Source organism: Streptomyces sp. NPDC127068 (assembly GCF_042724695.1).
Classification (GTDB): domain Bacteria; phylum Actinomycetota; class Actinomycetes; order Streptomycetales; family Streptomycetaceae; genus Streptomyces.
On record NZ_JBHXEN010000010.1, the window covers coordinates 91,754 to 107,501 of the forward strand.

Here is a 15,748-nt window from a genome sequence, read left to right on the forward strand (position 1 = left end):
GGGTGACCTGAGAAGTGACCCGGGGAGCTGGCAGCGGCGCCCGGCGTCACCCGTATCGACGGGCCGGCGTGCGGGGGGCAGCCCCGGGTGTTCGACTCGGGGCATGGCAGCCACGGGCGTTCCGCACGCGGACCGGCCCGGACTCCTGAGGCGGGTCGGCGAGTTCTGCGCACGGCACGCGATCACGGTGCTGGTCCTCTGGCTGGCGGCACTCGCCGGACTCCAAGTGCTGCACCACGCGTACGGCGGCACGTACTCGGACGACTTCTCGCTGCCGGGCACCCAGTCTCAGCACGGCCTCGACGTGCTGAAGGACCACGATCCGGCCGCCGGGGGCTACAGCGCCCAAGTCGTCCTGAACGACTCCGCGCGCCCCCTCTCCTCGGTCAGCGACGAGGTGGGCCGGACCGTGGCCTCGCTCCAGGGGCTCCCGGACGTCCTCTCCGCGCAGAACCCCCTCACCGCTCCCCCGACCCCGTCCGGGCAGCCGGACGTCGGTCCGCTCTCCGCCGACGGCCACACGGCCTACATCACCGTCCGGTTCAGCGTCCAGCCGTCCACCTTGGGCGAGGACTACCTGCACGGGGTGGACGACGCGGTGCAGCCGCTCCGTTCCGCGGGCGTCGACGTCGAGTACGGCGGGCCGCTGGGCGAACTGGCGCGCCCGGAGCCCAACGACCGGCTCAGCGAGGTCATCGGCTTCGCGGTGGCGATCGTCGTGCTGCTGATCGGCTTCGGGAGCGTCGTCGCCGCCGTCCTCCCCCTGGTCACCGCGCTGATCAGCGTGATCTGCGGGCTGGCGCTGCTCGCCCTGCTGGCCGCCGCGTCCACGTTCGCGACGGTCTCGCCGACCCTCGCCACGATGATCGGGCTGGGTGTCGGCATCGACTACGCCCTGTTCCTGGTCACCCGGCACCGCCAGGGGCTGAAGGACGGGCGGGACCCGGTGGCCGCCGCCGGCGGGGCCGCGGCCACCAGCGGGCACGCGGTACTGCTCTCCGGCTGCACGGTGATCATCGCGCTGTCCGGGCTGTGGGTGTCGGGCATCGCGTTCATCGGCAAGCTGGGGCTCGCCGCGGCGGTCACCGTGGTCACCGCGGTGTTGGGCGCGCTCACCCTCGTACCGGCGTTGCTCGGGCTGGTCGGGCGGCACATCGACCGGTTGCGGGTGCGTGCCCCCGTGGCCGAGACGGACGCCGAGCCGGGGGCGGAGGTCACCGGGGCCTGGCACCGTTACGCCCTGCGCGTGGAGCGGCGCCCCTGGTGGTACACGGGTGCGGGCGTCGCGGTCCTCGCGGTGCTGTCCGTACCGGTGTTCTCCCTGCAACTGGGGCACATCGGCGACGGCGCCGACCCGAAGTCGTTCACCGACCGGCGGGCCTTCGACCTGATGTCGTCCGCGTTCGGTCCCGGCTCCAACGGCCCGTTGACCCTCGTCGTCGACCAGTCCTCCGTACCGCAGGCGGACCGGGCGGCGCTCGCCACCGAGGCGCAGCAGGCGCTCACCGGGGTGCCCGACGCCGCGTTCGTCACCCCGTTGAAGGCCACCTCCGACGGGGACGTCCTGGTCGGCACCGCGTACTCGGTGGCCGCCCCGCAGGACGAGCGGACCACCCACCTGGTCAACCGGCTCCGCGACGAGGTGCTGCCCGAGGCCGTGTCCGGCACCGAGGCGCACGGGTACGTCACGGGGACGACGGCCGCGCAGGTCGACTTCCTGGACATCGTCTCCGCCCGGCTGCCGTGGATCATCGCCGCCGTGGTCGGGCTGGCGTTCCTCGTCATCCTGGTGGTCTTCCGGGGCGTGCTCGTCGCGTTGAAGGCGGCCGTGCTCAACGTGCTGTCCATCGCCGCCTCGTACGGGGTCGTCGTCGCCGTGTTCCAGTGGGGGTGGGGCGGTCCGGCGCTCGGGGTGTCGGGGACGGTGCCCATCGAGAGTTACGTGCCGATGATGATGTTCGCGATCGTCTTCGGCCTGAGCATGGACTACGAGATCTTCCTGCTGTCCCGCATCCACGAGGCGTGGCTGCGGACCGGTGACCCCGGGGCGAGCGTCGCGCACGCGCTGGAGATCACCGCACGGGTCATCACCTGCGCCGCGCTGATCATGGTCAGTGTCTTCGCCGCGTTCGTGATCTCCGACAACATCGTGGTGAAGATGCTGGGGCTCGGCCTCGCGGTGAGCGTGCTCATCGACGCGACCGTGGTGCGGCTGCTGCTGGTGCCGGCGGTGATGACGTTGCTGGGGCGCTCCGCGTGGTGGACGCCCCGGTGGCTCGACCGGGTGCTGCCCAAGCTCCATGCGGAGGGCGAGACGCCCGTCGCCGCGCACCCGCCCGTTCCCCCGCCCCCGGGTGGTTCCGCGGACGGGAAGTGAGTACGACCGCTCAGGCGCACGACCCGCGCACCCGGTTCGCTTGACCCATGCCCGCTCACCACCCTGCGCACCACCCCGCCCCGGCCACGGCCCCCGCCACCGTCCGCCGTGTCACCGGCCCCCACGACTGGCCGGACCCGCACGCCTGGGTCGCCCCGCTGATCGGCACGCTGGTCCTGCTCCCGGTGACCGCCGTGCTCGCCGGGATGGCGCTGCTGGCCCAGCTCACCTGCACCACCTGCGACGCCGCGGAGTTCGCCCGCTTCGAGGAGTCCTACACCCTCGCGGTGGTGCTCTGCGGGGCCGTGCTCGCGGGCGCCGGGGCGCTGCTGGTGTGGTCCTGGGTCCTGCCGGGCCGCCGCCTCCTGCGCGGGCGCCGCATCGGCCTGGCGATCGGCGCCCCCGTACTGGCCGCGACCTGCTACCCCCTGTTCACGGCGCTGGTCGACTGGCCATGAGGGCTCGCGGGTCACCGGGTGCGGTGGCGGAACAACGGCAGGGACAGGGCCAGCGACAGCAGGGTGACCGCGGCGCACCAGGCCAGGGCGGTCCACGGGGCGTCACCCGCCGCCCGGCCCAGGAGCAGATCGCGCACCGACTCGATCAGCGGGGTCAGCGGCTGGTGCTCCGCGAAGCCGTGCAGCCAGGTGGGCATCGTCTCGATCCGGACGAACGCGCTCGACGGGTACGGCAGGAACATCATCAGGAACGTGAGGCCGCTCGCCGCCTCGGGGGTCCGGGCGAGCAGCCCGAGCGCCGCGGCGAGCCAGGAGATCGCGACGATCCAGGCGGCGACCAGGCCGAGCGCGGCGAGGTAGCCCGCCGGCCCGGCCGAGGGCCGGAAGCCGATGGCCAGCGCCACGCCCAGCACCAGCACGGTGGAGACGAGGTTCCGGGCCACCGAGGCGGTGACGTGCCCGGCGAGCACCGGGACGGCGCCGATGTCCGCGGCCCGGAACCGGTCGATGATCCCGTTCTTCATGTCCTCGGCCACCGACACGGCGGTGGAACCGGCGCCGAAGCCCGCACACAGCAGGATCGTCCCCGGGACCACGTAGGTCACGTAGTCGGTGCCGGTGTCGATCGACCCGCCGAAGAAGTAGACGAAGATCAGCATCATCAGCACGGGCAGCGCCAGGCCGGTCACCAGCGCGTCGGGGCTGCGCCGGCTGATCCGCAGGCTGCGGCCCGCCATGGTGCGGGCCGTGGTGAACGGTGCGGCGGTCATCACGGGGCTCCCGTCAGGGCGAGGAAGACGTCGTCGAGGGTGGCGGTGCGCAGGGCGAACCGGGCGACCGCGGTGCCGTCCGGGTCGACCGCGTCGAGCAGCCCGCGCACGTGCCCCGCGGTGCCGTCGGTGGCCAGTCCGATGACGAGCCGGTCCGGATCGCGGTGGTGGCGGTCACCGGGCAGTCGGGCGAGCAGCCGCTCGTAGGCGGCGCGCGAGACGAGGGTGAGGTCGAGCCGGTGGTCGGCCACCTGTTCCTTCAGCGCGGCGACGGTGCCCTCGGCGACGATGCGGCCCCCGTCCAACACGCTGACGCGGTCGGCCAGGACGTCCGCCTCCTCCAGGTACTGCGTGGTCAGCAGGACGGTGGTGCCGTCGGCGCGCAGTTCGCGGACGACCTCCCACAGGTCCCGTCGGCTGCGGGGGTCCAGGCCGGTGGTCGGTTCGTCGAGGAAGAGGACGGCGGGCCGGGAGACCAGACCGGCGGCGAGGTCGAGCCGGCGGCGCATCCCGCCGGAGTACTCGCCGGCGGTGCGCCCGGCGGCGGACGCGAGGTCGAAGCGGTCGAGGAGTTCGGCGGCGCGGGTGCGGGCGGCGCGGGCGCCGAGGCCGGCGAGCCGTCCCATCATCCGCAGGGTCTCGGCGCCGGTCTGGAGGGCGTCGACGGCCGCGAACTGTCCGGTGAGGCTGATCCGGGCGCGGACGGCGGACCGTTCGGCGGTGATGTCGTGTCCGGCGACGCGGGCGGTGCCGGAGTCGGCGGCGGTGAGGGTGGCGAGTATCCGCACCGCGGTGGTCTTGCCGGCGCCGTTCGGGCCGAGCAGCGCGTGCACGGTGCCCGGCGGAACGTCGAGGTGGAGACCGTCCAGGACCCGTAGGTCGCCGTAGGACTTGCTGAGGGCGGTGGCGTGAACGCCCATGGGATCCCCTTCCCGGTGATCGGCGCACCTCGCGGGCGGCTCTTCCGTGCATGCTCTTCTGCGTATGCCATACGCTCTACTGCGTAAGTAATACACAGAACTAGGATGGGGTCAAACGCCCACCGGCAGCAGGGAGAGCACCAGCGATGTCGGAGCCGGAAACGGGGCTCCCCGCCAGCCTGGAAATGGCCTGGGGCCTACGGGAACGTCCCGCCAAGGGGCCACGGCCCGGACTGGGACTCGACCGCATCGTCGACGCCGCCATCACCCTCGCCGCCCGCGAGGGGATCGAAGCCGTCTCCATGGGGCGGGTCGCCAAGGAACTCGGCGCCTCCACGATGTCGCTGTACCGGTACGTCGCCGCCAAGGACGAGCTGTACCTCCTGATGGCGGACGCGGGCGTGGGCACTCCGCCGCCCGTCCCCGAGGGCACGACCGGTTGGCGCGCGCTCCTGACCGCCTGGACGTACGCCCAGCGCGAGGTGCTGCACCGCAACACCTGGCTCCTGCGCCTCCCGATCGCCAGCCCGCCCGCCGCGCCGCACCAGGTGGCCTGGATGGAACGCGGCCTCGCCGCACTGGAGTCCACCGGCCTGGACGGCGCGGAACGACTGGGCATCATGACGCTGGTCTACGGGTACGTCCGCACCGACGCCACGATCGTCGCCGACCACCGCGACGCGATCGCCCGCAGCGGGATCACCCCCGAGCAGGTCCTCGCCCGGTACGCGCACACCCTGCGGCGCTTCACCGACCCCGAACGGCAGCCCGCGATCACCCGGTTGCTCGACGCGGACGTCTTCACCGGGGTGGACGAGGACCCGGACGCCGATTTCCGGTTCGGCCTCGACCGCATCCTCGACGGCCTCGCCCTCCTGATCGCCCAGCGCGCGCACGCACCCGACGCCTGACCCGCACGGGACCGCGCCCCCGGGGACGTCCGAGGGGCGCGGGGAGATCCGGGTGTCGTTACGTCCGCTTCGCCGGAACGAGCGGCCCGCTCCCCGCGGCGGCGAACCCGTCGACCACGGTGTCCGGGCCCGCCGCGGTGCCCTTGAGGGCGAGCTTGCCGCCGAGGACGCGCAGGTCGATCACGAACTTCGTGGTCGCGCCGGACCGCTTGAGGTGGTCGATGCGCCCGTCGAGGTAACCGAGTCGGTTCAGGACCTTCCTGACCTCGTCGGGGGTCGGCTTCTTCAGGTCGTCGAGCGCCTGCGTCACCCGCTCCTCGTGCCGGTGCTTCGCGCACCACTCGACCGGCGTGAGCTCCCGCTCCGCACGCGAGCGGTCCCCGGGCAGGTCCCCCTCGGTGAACGGGTCGCCCTCCGGGTCGACCAGCGGCGGGGGCAGCGGCACGTCCTCCGTGGGGCAGGAGGCTTCGACCTCGCTCAGCATCTCCACGAACTGGACCTCCGGGTCGACACGGGGCTCAGCGGCGGCGGTGGCCGTGGGCTTGGCGGTGGTGTTGCCGGCGTTCGCCGTCGTCGCCCCGGCGGCGGCGAGGGCGAGGGCGCCGAGGGCGGTCGCCGCGACGGTCAGGCGCAGACGGCGCCGGGGACGGACGGGTGTGCTCCGTGCGTCAGTGGTTCGGGTCGTTCGGGTCATGTGCACAGCCTCCGCCCGGGCCGCCGACCGGACATGAGTACCGCTACTCAACGAGATCACGACGGGCTACCGGGCCCCGAGCGAGTGCCGGCACGCCCGGGAGGTGCGACGAACGACTCGGGGCCGCCCGTTGAGTACCCGGGCTCAGGCGCCCGCTCCGGTCGTGCGGTTCGCTGGACGCATGCCACCGACCCCCGCACCGCACGACCGCGACCGCCACGCCTGGATCGCCCCGTTGGTCTCGACGCTCGTCACCGTGCCGGCGGCCCTCGTCGCGCTGTTCTTCGTGGGGATGTCGCAGATGGCCTGCGACTCGTGCGAGGGCGCGGAGCTCGACCGCTTCGACCGGAGCTTCCCACCCGCGTTCGGCCTCTTCCGCTACGGGCTGTTGCTGCCCGCCGCCCTGCTGCTCACCGCCTGGCTGCTGCCGGCGCGCCGCAAGCACGCGCTGGCGCGGGTGTTGCTCGCCCTCGTCGCGCCGTTCGTCGTGGCCGTGTTGGGCCTGACCTTCGTGGAGCTGGTCGACTGGCCCTGACGACGGCGCCGTCCTACTCCGAGGGAACGCCGAGGCGACGGTCCTTCAGGGCCGGGAACTCCGCGCGGACGGCCGCGACCTGCCCCGGGTCGAAGTCCACGGTGAGCACCGCCTCCTGAGCGCCCGGCACCTCACCCAGCACCTCGCCCCAGGGGTCGAAGGCCGCGGAGTGACCGGCCTGCGGCACCCCCGCGTGTTCCCCGGCGGAACCGCAGGCCAGCACGAAGCTCTGGTTCTCCACCGCCCGCGCCCGCGCCAGCAGCGACCAGTGGGCGCGCCGGCGTTCGGGCCAGCCGGCGGGAACGACCAGCGCGTCGGCGCCCCGGTCGACCAGGCCCCGGAACAGCTCGGGGAACCGCAGGTCGTAGCAGGTGGCGAGGCCCAGGGTCAGCCCGGGCAGGGCCACCGTGACGAGTTCTTCGCCGGCACCCATGAGCACGGCCTCGCCCCGGTCGAAGCCGAACCGGTGGATCTTCCGGTAGCTGGCGGCGAGGGAACCGTCGGGCGCGAAGACGAGGGAGGTGTTGTACAGCGTGCCGTCCGGGTCCCGTTCGGGGATCGACCCGGCGTGCAGCCACACCCGGGCGTCGCTCGCCGCCTTGGCCATCGCCTCGTGGGTGGGTCCCTCCAACGGCTCGGACGCCGCGTCGAAGGACGCGAAGGAGAACGCACCGACCGTCCACAGTTCGGGGAGGACCACCAGGTCCACGGGGTCCGCGCGCCCCCCGTGCTGCCCGCCCTGCCCGCGCACGAGCGCGGCGACCCGTTCGCGACGTTCCTCGATCGACTCTGCGTCGTCCGGACCGGTCTGGATGAGTGAGGCGCGCACACTACCACCGCCTTGGCGTCGGAGCCGTTGACACGGCCTACGATCGTCACACGAAAGCACTGCCGGGGTGCCCGCAACCAGCGTACTGTGCCTTTCCGGGGAGCCCCCGGACCCCCGACCGTGCCCGAGCCCGCACCACCCCGTACAGCCTGTACATGCCGTACAGCCGCACCACCGGAAGCACCTGCCGCCCGTCCCGCCACAGCAGCCCGCCGCACGCACCAACCGCCCGAGGGGTCTCGTGAGTCTCCATCCCAGCCTTCAGAACTACGCCGACGCCTGGACGCACTCCGTGGAAGCGATCGCGGAGTTGGTGCAGCCGCTCGTGGAAGGGGAGTGGAACCGAGCGACCCCCTGCCCCGGCTGGTCGGTTCGGGACATCGTCTCCCATGTCATCGGGCTGGACTGCGAGATGCTCGGCGACCCCCGCCCCATCCACACCCTGCCCCGCGACCTCTACCACGTACAGACCGAGCACCAGCGGTACATGGAGATGCAGGTCGACGTCCGGCGCCACCACACGGGCCCGGAGATGACGGCGGAGCTGGAGTACACCGTCATCCGGCGCAACCGGCAGATCCGCAACGAGAACCGGCAGCCGGACACGAAGATCCGGGGCCTGTTGGGCGCCGAGGAGACCCTGGAGTTCGCGATGCGCAGGCGCGCGTTCGACATCTGGGTCCACGAGCAGGACCTCCGGGTAGCCCTCAACCAGCCGGGCAACCTGGACTCGCCGGGCGCCCAGCTCGCACGGGACGTGATGCTGGAGGCGCTGCCGAAGGTCGTCGCCCAGGACGCCGGTGCCCCGCCCGGAACCGCGGTCGTCGTCGACGTGCACGGCACGGTCGAGTTCCTGCGGACGGTCCGGGTCGACGCGGAGGGCCGGGGTTCCGTGGACGGCGCGCCCTCGCTGGGCCCGCTGGTGACGTTGAGCACCGACTGGGAGACCTACGGCCGACTCGCCTGCGGTCGGATCACCCCGGAGTCCGCCCGCGACCGGATCAAGACCGAGGGCGACCAGGAGTTCGCGGCGGCCATCCTGCGGAACTTCGCGATCACGTCCTGACGGTCGTCCGGGCCCGGTGCGGTACGGGCCCTCGTGCGTCCGCGGGAACCGGACCGCGGGGTGCGGCTACGCCGGGACGTGCACGGTGGTGACCCGGCTGGCGACCAGCCGTTCGCGTTCGCGGCGGGCCGTCCGGCGGCGCAGCCGGACGATCTGCGCGACCCCCAGGGCCTGCACCACGAACACCGCGGAGAACGCGATCCGGTACTCCCCGCCGGTCAGGTCCAGCAGCACGCCCACCGCGAACAGCGTGGCCATGGACGACACGAAGCCGCCCATGTTGACGATCCCGGAGGCCGTGCCCTGCCGTTCGGGCGGGTTCGCGGGGCGGGCGAAGTCGAAGCCGATCAGCGAGGCCGGGCCGCAGGCCCCGAGCACCACGCACAGGGTGACCAGCAGCGCGAACGGTGCCCGGCCCCCGGGCCAGGCCAGGGTGAGCGCCCACATCGCGGCCGTGAGGCCGACCGTGCCGAGGACCAGGGGCAGCCGGGCCGCGTGGTGCCGGGCGATGACCTGCCCGTAGACGAGGCCCACCGCCATGTTGGACACCACCACCAGGGTGAGCAGGTCACCGGCCGTGTCGGGGGCGAGGCCCTGGGCCTGCACCAGGAACGGCAGCCCCCACAGCAGCAGGAACACCATCGCCGGGAACTGTCCGGTGAAGTGCGCCCACAGACCGAGTCGGGTACCGGGCTCGCGCCAGGCGGCGCCCAGTTGACGGCGTACGGACACCGGTGCGCGGTCGGGCGGCGGGGCGGCGTCCCCGGAACCCGGGGCGGCGGCGGTACGGGGCCGCCCCGGCTGGTCCTTCAGGAACAGCAACAGGACGAGGACGACCACCCCGGCCAGCGAACTGCCGGCGAACGCGGCGGTCCAGCCGACGCCGTGCAGCAGCCGTGCGACCAGCAGCGTGGACACCAGGTTGCCCGCCATCCCGGCGAACCCGGCGAGCTGGGCCATGAGCGGTGCGCGCCGGGCCGGGAACCAGTGGGCGCCGAGCCGCAGCACGCTGATGAACGTCATCGCGTCGCCGCAGCCGAGCAGCGCGCGGGCGGCGAGGGCCGTCCCGTAGGAGGGGGCGAGCGCGAAGCCCAGCTGCCCGGCCGTGAACAGGACGGCCCCGAGTATCAGCACCCGCTGGGTGCCGAACCGGTCGACGAGCAGCCCGACGGGTATCTGCATGCCCGCGTAGACGAGGAGTTGGAGGATCGAGAACGCGGACAGCGCGGAGGCACTGATCCCGAAGCGTTCGGTGGCGTCGAGTCCCGCGACCCCCAGCGAGGTGCGGAAGATGACGGCGACGAAGTAGACGGACACGCCGATCGACCAGATGGAGACGGCCCGACAACCACCGGGCGGGTCCCCGGCCGCAGCGGCCGACCCGCCGCTCACCGGACCCCTCCCCGGGCGAGGTCGGCGACCCGGCCGATGTGCCGGTGCACGATGTCCGCGGCCCGCTCGGCGTCCCCGGCGGCGAGCGCGTCGAGGATCTCCTCGTGCTCGGCGAGGGCCCTGGCGATCCGGTCGGGGTGGGCGTGCATCATGGCGACGCCCATCCGCAGCTGACGGTCACGGAGCTGTTCGTAGAGGCGGGACAGGATCTCGTTGCCCGCGTTGCGGACGATCTCGACGTGGAAGCGGCGGTCGGTGACGGCCGCTTCGGCGTACCGGCCGGCCGCCGCGTGCACCTGTTGCTCCGCCAGGAGTTCGGCGAGCCGGGCGAGCAGGGCGGGCGGCGCGGGGACGGCCTTGCGGACGGCGTGCTCCTCCACGAGGAGCCGGGTCTCGACGACATCGGCGATCTCCTGCGCGGAGACGGGCCGCACCAGGGCTCCCTTCTTCGGGTAGAGCCTGATCAGTCCTTCGACCTCCAGCCGCAGCAGGGCCTCCCGCACGGGGGTGCGCGAGACGCCGACCGCCTCGGCCAACTCCCCCTCGGTGAGCAGGGTCCCGCCCTCGTAGCGGCGGTCCAGGACGCCCTGCTTGACGTGTTGGTAGACGCGGTCGGCGGCGGGCGGCCGTTTGGCGGGGGCGTCGCCCGTCGTCGCGGTGGTCACGGGCGGCGCGGCGGAGGCAGGCATGTGCACAGGTTAGATACAACACGTACGCATGGGGAGGGGCGTCCGGGATGCGGACGGGCCCGAGGGGGGCGGCCGGCCTCCCCCGCCTCCCCCTGCGACCGGAGGGCGAAGCGGTTGCCCATTTGGCGACAAAGAGACTTCAGGAAGTTCTTTCGTGGGACGCGGGGGATTCTTTACCTTTTCCCTGCATCCTTACGCGCCACCCAAGAGTCTTAACTGAGTGCGGCATCTTTGCGCCGCGACCCACGCACGGTATTTCCAGGGGCGTTTGGAGCATTCGACTTGAGTACAGGCATCAAGGGCATTCGTCGTGCCTCGGCCGTCACCGCGACGCTCACCGCGGGGGCACTGCTGACGGGCGGGGTGACCGCCACCCAGGCCCAGGCCGCACCGGTCCCGTCCGTCACGGCGAAGGGCGGCTTCGTGATGGACAACCGCACGGGCCGCACCCTTTTCAACAAGACCGCGGACACCAGGCGCAACACCGGGTCCACCACCAAGATCATGACCGCCAAGGTGGTCCTGTCGCAGCGCAATCTGAACCTGAACTCCAAGGTGACGATCCAGAAGGCGTACAGCGACTACATCGTGTCCCGCACCGCGTCCTCCGCGCGACTGATCGTCGGCGACAAGGTGACGGTCCGTCAGCTGCTCTACGGGCTGATGCTGCCGTCCGGTTGTGACGCCGCGTACGCACTGGCGGACAAGTTCGGCACGGGCTCCACCCGGGCCGCCCGCGTGAAGTCGTTCATCGGCAAGATGAACTCCACCGCGCGCAGCCTCGGCATGCGGAACACCAAGTTCGACTCGTTCGACGGCATCGGCAACGGCAACAACTACTCGACGCCGCGCGACCTGACCAAGCTCGCGAGCAACGTGATGAAGAACTCGACCTTCCGCACGATCGTGAAGACCAAGTCCACGAAGCAGCGGGTCACCACCCGCAACGGCGGCTACCGGGACATGCCGTGGACCAACAGCAACAAGCTGCTCGGCACCTACTCCGGGACGATCGGGATCAAGACCGGTTCGGGGCCCGAGGCCAAGTACTGCCTGGTCTTCGCCGCGACCCGGAACGGCAAGACCGTGATCGGAACGGTCCTGACGTCCTCCTCGGACGCCAACCGGCTGAAGGACGCGAAGAAGCTGATGGACTACGGCTTCCGACGCTGAGGGGCCTTACGGGCACCCCGCGGCGGAGCTCGACGGGCCCGTCCGCCACCGGATCGGTCCGGTGGCGGACGGGCCCTCGTCGTGTGCGGTCGCGCCGGTGCGCCGACCCGCGGTCAGGACCAGACGATGAGGCGCTTGGGGTCCTCCAGGACCGCGGCCACATCGGCCAGGACCTTGGAGCCGAGCTCGCCGTCGACCAGACGGTGGTCGAAGGAGAGGGCGAGCGTGGTGACCTGACGGGGCTTCACCTTGCCCTTGTGGACCCACGGCCGGAGATTGATCGCCCCCATGGCGAGGATCGCGGACTCCCCCGGATTCAGGATCGGGGTACCCGTGTCCACACCGAAGACCCCGACGTTGGTGAGGGTCACGGTGCCGTCCTGCATCGCCGCGGGCGAGGTCTTGCCCTCCCGGGCGGTGGACACCAGTTCCGCCAGGGCCGCGGCGAGTTCGGGCAGCGTCTTGGCGTGCGCGTCCCTGATGTTGGGGACGAGCAGGCCGCGGGGGGTCGCGGCGGCGATGCCCAGGTTCACGTAGTGCTTGCGCACGATCTCCTGGTTGACCTCGTCCCAGGCCGCGTTGACCTCGGGGTTGCGCTTGATCGCGACGAGCAGCGCCCGGGCGACCAGCAGCAGCGGGTTGATCCGCAGTCCCGCGAGTCCGTAGCGGTCGGCCTCCCGCTTCAGCTCGTCCACGAGCTTCATCGTGCGCGTCACGTCCACCGTCACGAACTCGGTGACGTGCGGGGCGGTGAACGCCGAGGCGACCATGGCCTGCGCGGTCGCCTTGCGGACGCCCTTGACCGGGATGCGCGTCTCGCGCCCGGTGACCGGGGCGGTCGGGGCGGTCGTCTGCGGGACGGGGGCGGTGGCTGCCGGGGTCTCCGGGAGCACCGGGTCCGCCGTAGGACGGGGCTCGGGGGTGGCCGCCGCATGGACGTCCTCCCGGGTGACGATCCCGCCCGGGCCGGTGGGCGTCACGCCCGCCAGGTCCACCCCGAGGTCCTTGGCCAGCTTGCGGACCGGCGGCTTGGCGAGCGGCCTGGCCCCGTTCGCCCCGGGCGCGGCCGGTTCGACGGCGGGCGCGGCGGGGGCCGCGACGGGCGGGGTCGGGGCCGCGGCGGCCGGGGTCGGGGGCGACGGTTCGGCCACCGGGGCGGGCTCGGCCTTGCGGGGCCGGCGCCGGGTGGAACTCTCGGCCACCCCGTACCCCACGAGCACCGGCTGACGGCCCCGGGGCTCGGTGGTCCCGGCGGGCTCGGCGGTCGCCGGAGCGGGCGCGTCCGCTTCGACCGAGGCGGACGCGGAGGTGGTGGCCGGAGCAGGGGCGGAGGCGGTGCCGCCGCCCACGTCCACGGTGATGATCACCTCGCCCACGTCCACGGTGGTCCCCGCCGGATGGCGCAGCTCCGCCACCACCCCGTCGTAGGGGATCGGCAGCTCGACCGCCGCCTTGGCGGTCTCCACCTCGCACACCACCTGGCCGTCGGTGACGGTGTCACCGACCTTCACGTACCAGGTGAGGATCTCCGCCTCGGTGAGGCCCTCGCCCACATCGGGCATCCTGAATTCGCGTACGGACACCTGCGTCATGGTCGTCACGTCCTCCTCCCTCAGTACGCCAGCGAACGGTCAACGGCGTCGAGCACCCGGTCGAGACCCGGTAGGTACTCCTCCTCCAACCGCGCCGGGGGGTACGGCACGTAGTAGCCGCCGACCCGTAGGACGGGTGCCTCCAGGTAGTAGAAGGACCGCTCGGTGATCCGCGCGGCGATCTCCGCTCCCGTACCCAGGAACACCGGTGCCTCGTGCACCACGACCAGCCGACGGGTCTTCTCCACGGACTGCTGCACCGTGTCGAAGTCGATCGGCGAGAGGGAGCGCAGGTCGAGGACCTCCAGGGAGCGCCCCTCCTCCTCGGCGGCGGCAGCGGCCTCCAGACAGACCTTCACCATCGGGCCGTACGCGGCGAGCGTGAGGTCGGTGCCCTGCCGGGCGACGGTCGCGCGGTGCAGCGGGCCGGGGATGGCCTCGGGGTCGACCTCGCCCTTGTCCCAGTAGCGCCGTTTGGGCTCGAAGAAGATCACCGGGTCGTCGCTCTGGATGGCCTGCTGGAGCATCCAGTACGCATCGGACGAGTTCGACGGCGAGACCACCTTCAGCCCCGCCACGTGCGCGAACAGGGCCTCCGGGGACTCCGAGTGGTGCTCGACCGCGCCGATCCCGCCGCCGTAGGGGATGCGGATCACGACGGGCAGCTTGATCTTGCCGAGGGCCCGGGCGTGCATCTTGGCGAGCTGGGTGACGATCTGGTCGTAGGCGGGGAAGACGAACCCGTCGAACTGGATCTCCACCACCGGGCGGTACCCGCGCAGGGCCAGGCCGATCGCGGTGCCGACGATGCCGGACTCGGCCAGCGGGGTGTCGATCACCCGTTCCTCGCCGAAGTCCTTCTGGAGACCGTCGGTGACCCGGAAGACCCCACCGAGCTTGCCGACGTCCTCGCCCATGACCAGGACCTTCGGGTCCTCGTCGAGCGCCCGGCGCAGGGACTCGTTGATCGCCTTGGCGATCGGCAGCTTCTGTACGGCCATGGCTACTTGTCCTCCCCGTCCGCGAACGACGCCTGGTAGGCGGCGAACTGCGCTCGCTCCTCGTCGACGAGCGCGTGCCCGTCCGCGTACGCGTTCTCGAAGATGGTCAGCGGGTCCGGGTCGGGCATCGCCCGCACCACCTCGCGCACCCGCTTGCCCAACGCCTCGCTCTCCGCTTCCAGTTCCGCGAAGAACGACTCGTTCGTGTGGGTTTGCGCCTCCAGGTGGGTGCGCAGGCGGGCGATCGGGTCCTTCGCCTCCCAGGCCACCCGCTCGTCGTCGTGGCGGTAGCGGGTGGGGTCGTCGGAGGTGGTGTGCGCGCCCATCCGGTAGGTGAACGCCTCGACCAGGGTGGGTCCCTCGCCCCGGCGGGCCCGGTCCAACGCCCAGCGGGTGACGGCGAGGCAGGCGAGGACGTCGTTACCGTCGACCCGCACGCCGGGGAAGCCGTAGCCCTGGGCCCGCTGGTACAGCGGCACCCGGGTCTGGCGCTCGGTGGGCTCGGAGATCGCCCACTGGTTGTTCTGGCAGAAGAACACGACGGGCGCGTTGGACACCGCGGCGAACGTGAACGCCTCGGCCACGTCGCCCTGGCTGGAGGCGCCGTCACCGAAGTACGCGATCACCGCCGAGTCCGCGCCGTCCTTGGCGATGCCCATGGCGTAGCCGGTGGCGTGCAGCGTCTGCGAGCCGATGACGATCGTGTACAGGTGGAAGTTGTTGGTGGTGGGGTCCCAGCCGCCGTTGTTGACGCCGCGGAACATGCCCAGCAGCAGCGTCGGGTCCACCCCGCGGGTCCAGGCGACGCCGTGTTCGCGGTACGTGGGGAAGACGTAGTCGTCGGGTCGGGTGGCCCGGCCGGAGCCGATCTGGGCGGCCTCCTGGCCGAGCAGCGAGGCCCACAGGCCCAGCTCGCCCTGACGCTGGAGGGAGGTGGCCTCGGCGTCGAAGCGGCGGGTCAGGACCATGTCGCGGTACAGCCCGCGCAGGTCCTCGGGGGTGACGTCCTCGACGTACGCGGCGTACTCGGCGACCGCCTTGGTGGGCTTGACCCGCTTGCCCTCGGGGGTCAGGAGCTGAACCAGGTCGGGCTGCGCGCCCGACGTCCTCTTGGCGGCGGCGCGCCCCCGCGCCCCTCCTGCAACAGTGCTGACAGTGCTGTCCGCGGTCACGTACTGCTCCTCCGTCGGTCCGGCCACCCGGGTTCGCCGGGAGGGCCAGTGCGGTCGCCCGTCCCCGAGCAACCGCGCACGGGGTGGGTGCGCTCCGCCGGGAAAAGGCGTGACAGGTGCCCCGGCGGGTGCCCTGCACCTAGCACGTTACCCAGTGTCGCGCCTTGCC

The 15,748-nt window shown here is 72.3% G+C and carries 15 protein-coding genes; 6 read left to right on the forward strand and 9 right to left on the reverse strand.

Going from position 1 to position 15,748, the window contains the following annotated elements; all coding sequences use genetic code 11:
* Window positions 1-103: 103 nt before the first annotated feature.
* Together ACFWIA_RS08720 and ACFWIA_RS08725 are read left to right on the forward strand one after the other, a co-directional pair.
* Window positions 104-2,377, forward strand: coding sequence for an MMPL family transporter (locus ACFWIA_RS08720; protein ID WP_387001798.1), 2,274 nt, complete (start codon window positions 104-106; stop codon window positions 2,375-2,377).
* 47 nt (window positions 2,378-2,424) lie between these two features.
* Window positions 2,425-2,835 (forward strand): hypothetical protein, encoded by a 411-nt coding sequence (locus ACFWIA_RS08725; protein ID WP_387001800.1) that lies wholly within the window; start codon window positions 2,425-2,427, stop codon window positions 2,833-2,835.
* A gap of 11 nt (window positions 2,836-2,846) precedes the next feature.
* Here ACFWIA_RS08725 and ACFWIA_RS08730 read toward each other — a convergent pair whose 3' ends face one another.
* Together ACFWIA_RS08730 and ACFWIA_RS08735 are read right to left on the reverse strand one after the other, a co-directional pair.
* Window positions 2,847-3,605, reverse strand: a complete 759-nt coding sequence (locus tag ACFWIA_RS08730; protein ID WP_387001802.1) for an ABC transporter permease — start codon at window positions 3,603-3,605, stop codon at window positions 2,847-2,849.
* Window positions 3,605-4,525, reverse strand: coding sequence for an ATP-binding cassette domain-containing protein (locus tag ACFWIA_RS08735; RefSeq protein ID WP_387001804.1), 921 nt, complete (start codon window positions 4,523-4,525; stop codon window positions 3,605-3,607). Before ACFWIA_RS08735 ends, ACFWIA_RS08730 begins: the two co-directional genes overlap by 1 nt.
* A gap of 146 nt (window positions 4,526-4,671) precedes the next feature.
* Between ACFWIA_RS08735 and ACFWIA_RS08740 the strand changes: the two genes are divergently transcribed.
* A complete protein-coding gene (locus ACFWIA_RS08740) occupies window positions 4,672-5,436 on the forward strand; it encodes a TetR/AcrR family transcriptional regulator (protein WP_387001806.1) in 765 nt (254 codons plus the stop codon).
* A 58-nt stretch (window positions 5,437-5,494) separates the two neighbouring features.
* On the opposite strand, the gene ACFWIA_RS08745 is transcribed toward ACFWIA_RS08740, so the two are convergent.
* Window positions 5,495-6,130 (reverse strand): hypothetical protein, encoded by a 636-nt coding sequence (locus tag ACFWIA_RS08745; protein WP_387001809.1) that lies wholly within the window; start codon window positions 6,128-6,130, stop codon window positions 5,495-5,497.
* A gap of 181 nt (window positions 6,131-6,311) precedes the next feature.
* Here ACFWIA_RS08745 and ACFWIA_RS08750 point away from each other — a divergent pair, with 181 nt between their 5' ends.
* Window positions 6,312-6,665, forward strand: a complete 354-nt coding sequence (locus tag ACFWIA_RS08750; RefSeq protein WP_387001811.1) for a hypothetical protein — start codon at window positions 6,312-6,314, stop codon at window positions 6,663-6,665.
* 13 nt (window positions 6,666-6,678) lie between these two features.
* On the opposite strand, the gene ACFWIA_RS08755 is transcribed toward ACFWIA_RS08750, so the two are convergent.
* The gene (locus ACFWIA_RS08755) at window positions 6,679-7,494 is read right to left on the reverse strand and encodes a carbon-nitrogen family hydrolase (protein WP_387001813.1); all 816 of its coding nucleotides are present in this window, start codon (window positions 7,492-7,494) and stop codon (window positions 6,679-6,681) included.
* Window positions 7,495-7,735: 241 nt separating this feature from the next.
* Between ACFWIA_RS08755 and ACFWIA_RS08760 the strand changes: the two genes are divergently transcribed.
* Complete coding sequence (locus ACFWIA_RS08760; RefSeq protein WP_387001815.1) at window positions 7,736-8,560, forward strand: maleylpyruvate isomerase family mycothiol-dependent enzyme; 825 nt, start codon at window positions 7,736-7,738, stop codon at window positions 8,558-8,560.
* A 66-nt stretch (window positions 8,561-8,626) separates the two neighbouring features.
* On the opposite strand, the gene ACFWIA_RS08765 is transcribed toward ACFWIA_RS08760, so the two are convergent.
* On the reverse strand, window positions 8,627-9,952 hold the full coding sequence (locus ACFWIA_RS08765) for a nitrate/nitrite transporter (protein WP_387001817.1): 1,326 nt from the start codon (window positions 9,950-9,952) through the stop codon (window positions 8,627-8,629).
* A complete protein-coding gene (locus ACFWIA_RS08770; RefSeq protein WP_387001819.1) occupies window positions 9,949-10,641 on the reverse strand; it encodes a GntR family transcriptional regulator in 693 nt (230 codons plus the stop codon). The genes ACFWIA_RS08765 and ACFWIA_RS08770 overlap by 4 nt, the downstream gene beginning before the upstream one ends.
* Window positions 10,642-10,923: 282 nt before the next feature.
* Here ACFWIA_RS08770 and ACFWIA_RS08775 point away from each other — a divergent pair, with 282 nt between their 5' ends.
* Window positions 10,924-11,814 carry a D-alanyl-D-alanine carboxypeptidase family protein gene (locus ACFWIA_RS08775; protein ID WP_387001821.1) on the forward strand — a complete coding sequence of 297 codons (891 nt, stop codon included), beginning with the start codon at window positions 10,924-10,926 and terminating at the stop codon, window positions 11,812-11,814.
* 113 nt (window positions 11,815-11,927) lie between these two features.
* Here ACFWIA_RS08775 and ACFWIA_RS08780 read toward each other — a convergent pair whose 3' ends face one another.
* The 3 genes from ACFWIA_RS08780 to pdhA are packed head-to-tail and all read right to left on the reverse strand — an operon-like array spanning window position 11,928 to window position 15,579.
* Window positions 11,928-13,415, reverse strand: a complete 1,488-nt coding sequence (locus ACFWIA_RS08780) for a dihydrolipoamide acetyltransferase family protein (protein ID WP_387001823.1) — start codon at window positions 13,413-13,415, stop codon at window positions 11,928-11,930.
* Between the two features lie 11 nt (window positions 13,416-13,426).
* On the reverse strand, window positions 13,427-14,407 hold the full coding sequence (locus ACFWIA_RS08785; RefSeq protein ID WP_387001824.1) for an alpha-ketoacid dehydrogenase subunit beta: 981 nt from the start codon (window positions 14,405-14,407) through the stop codon (window positions 13,427-13,429).
* Window positions 14,408-14,409: 2 nt separating this feature from the next.
* Complete coding sequence (gene pdhA / locus ACFWIA_RS08790) at window positions 14,410-15,579, reverse strand: pyruvate dehydrogenase (acetyl-transferring) E1 component subunit alpha (protein WP_387001826.1); 1,170 nt, start codon at window positions 15,577-15,579, stop codon at window positions 14,410-14,412.
* Between the last annotated feature and the right edge of the window lie 169 nt (window positions 15,580-15,748).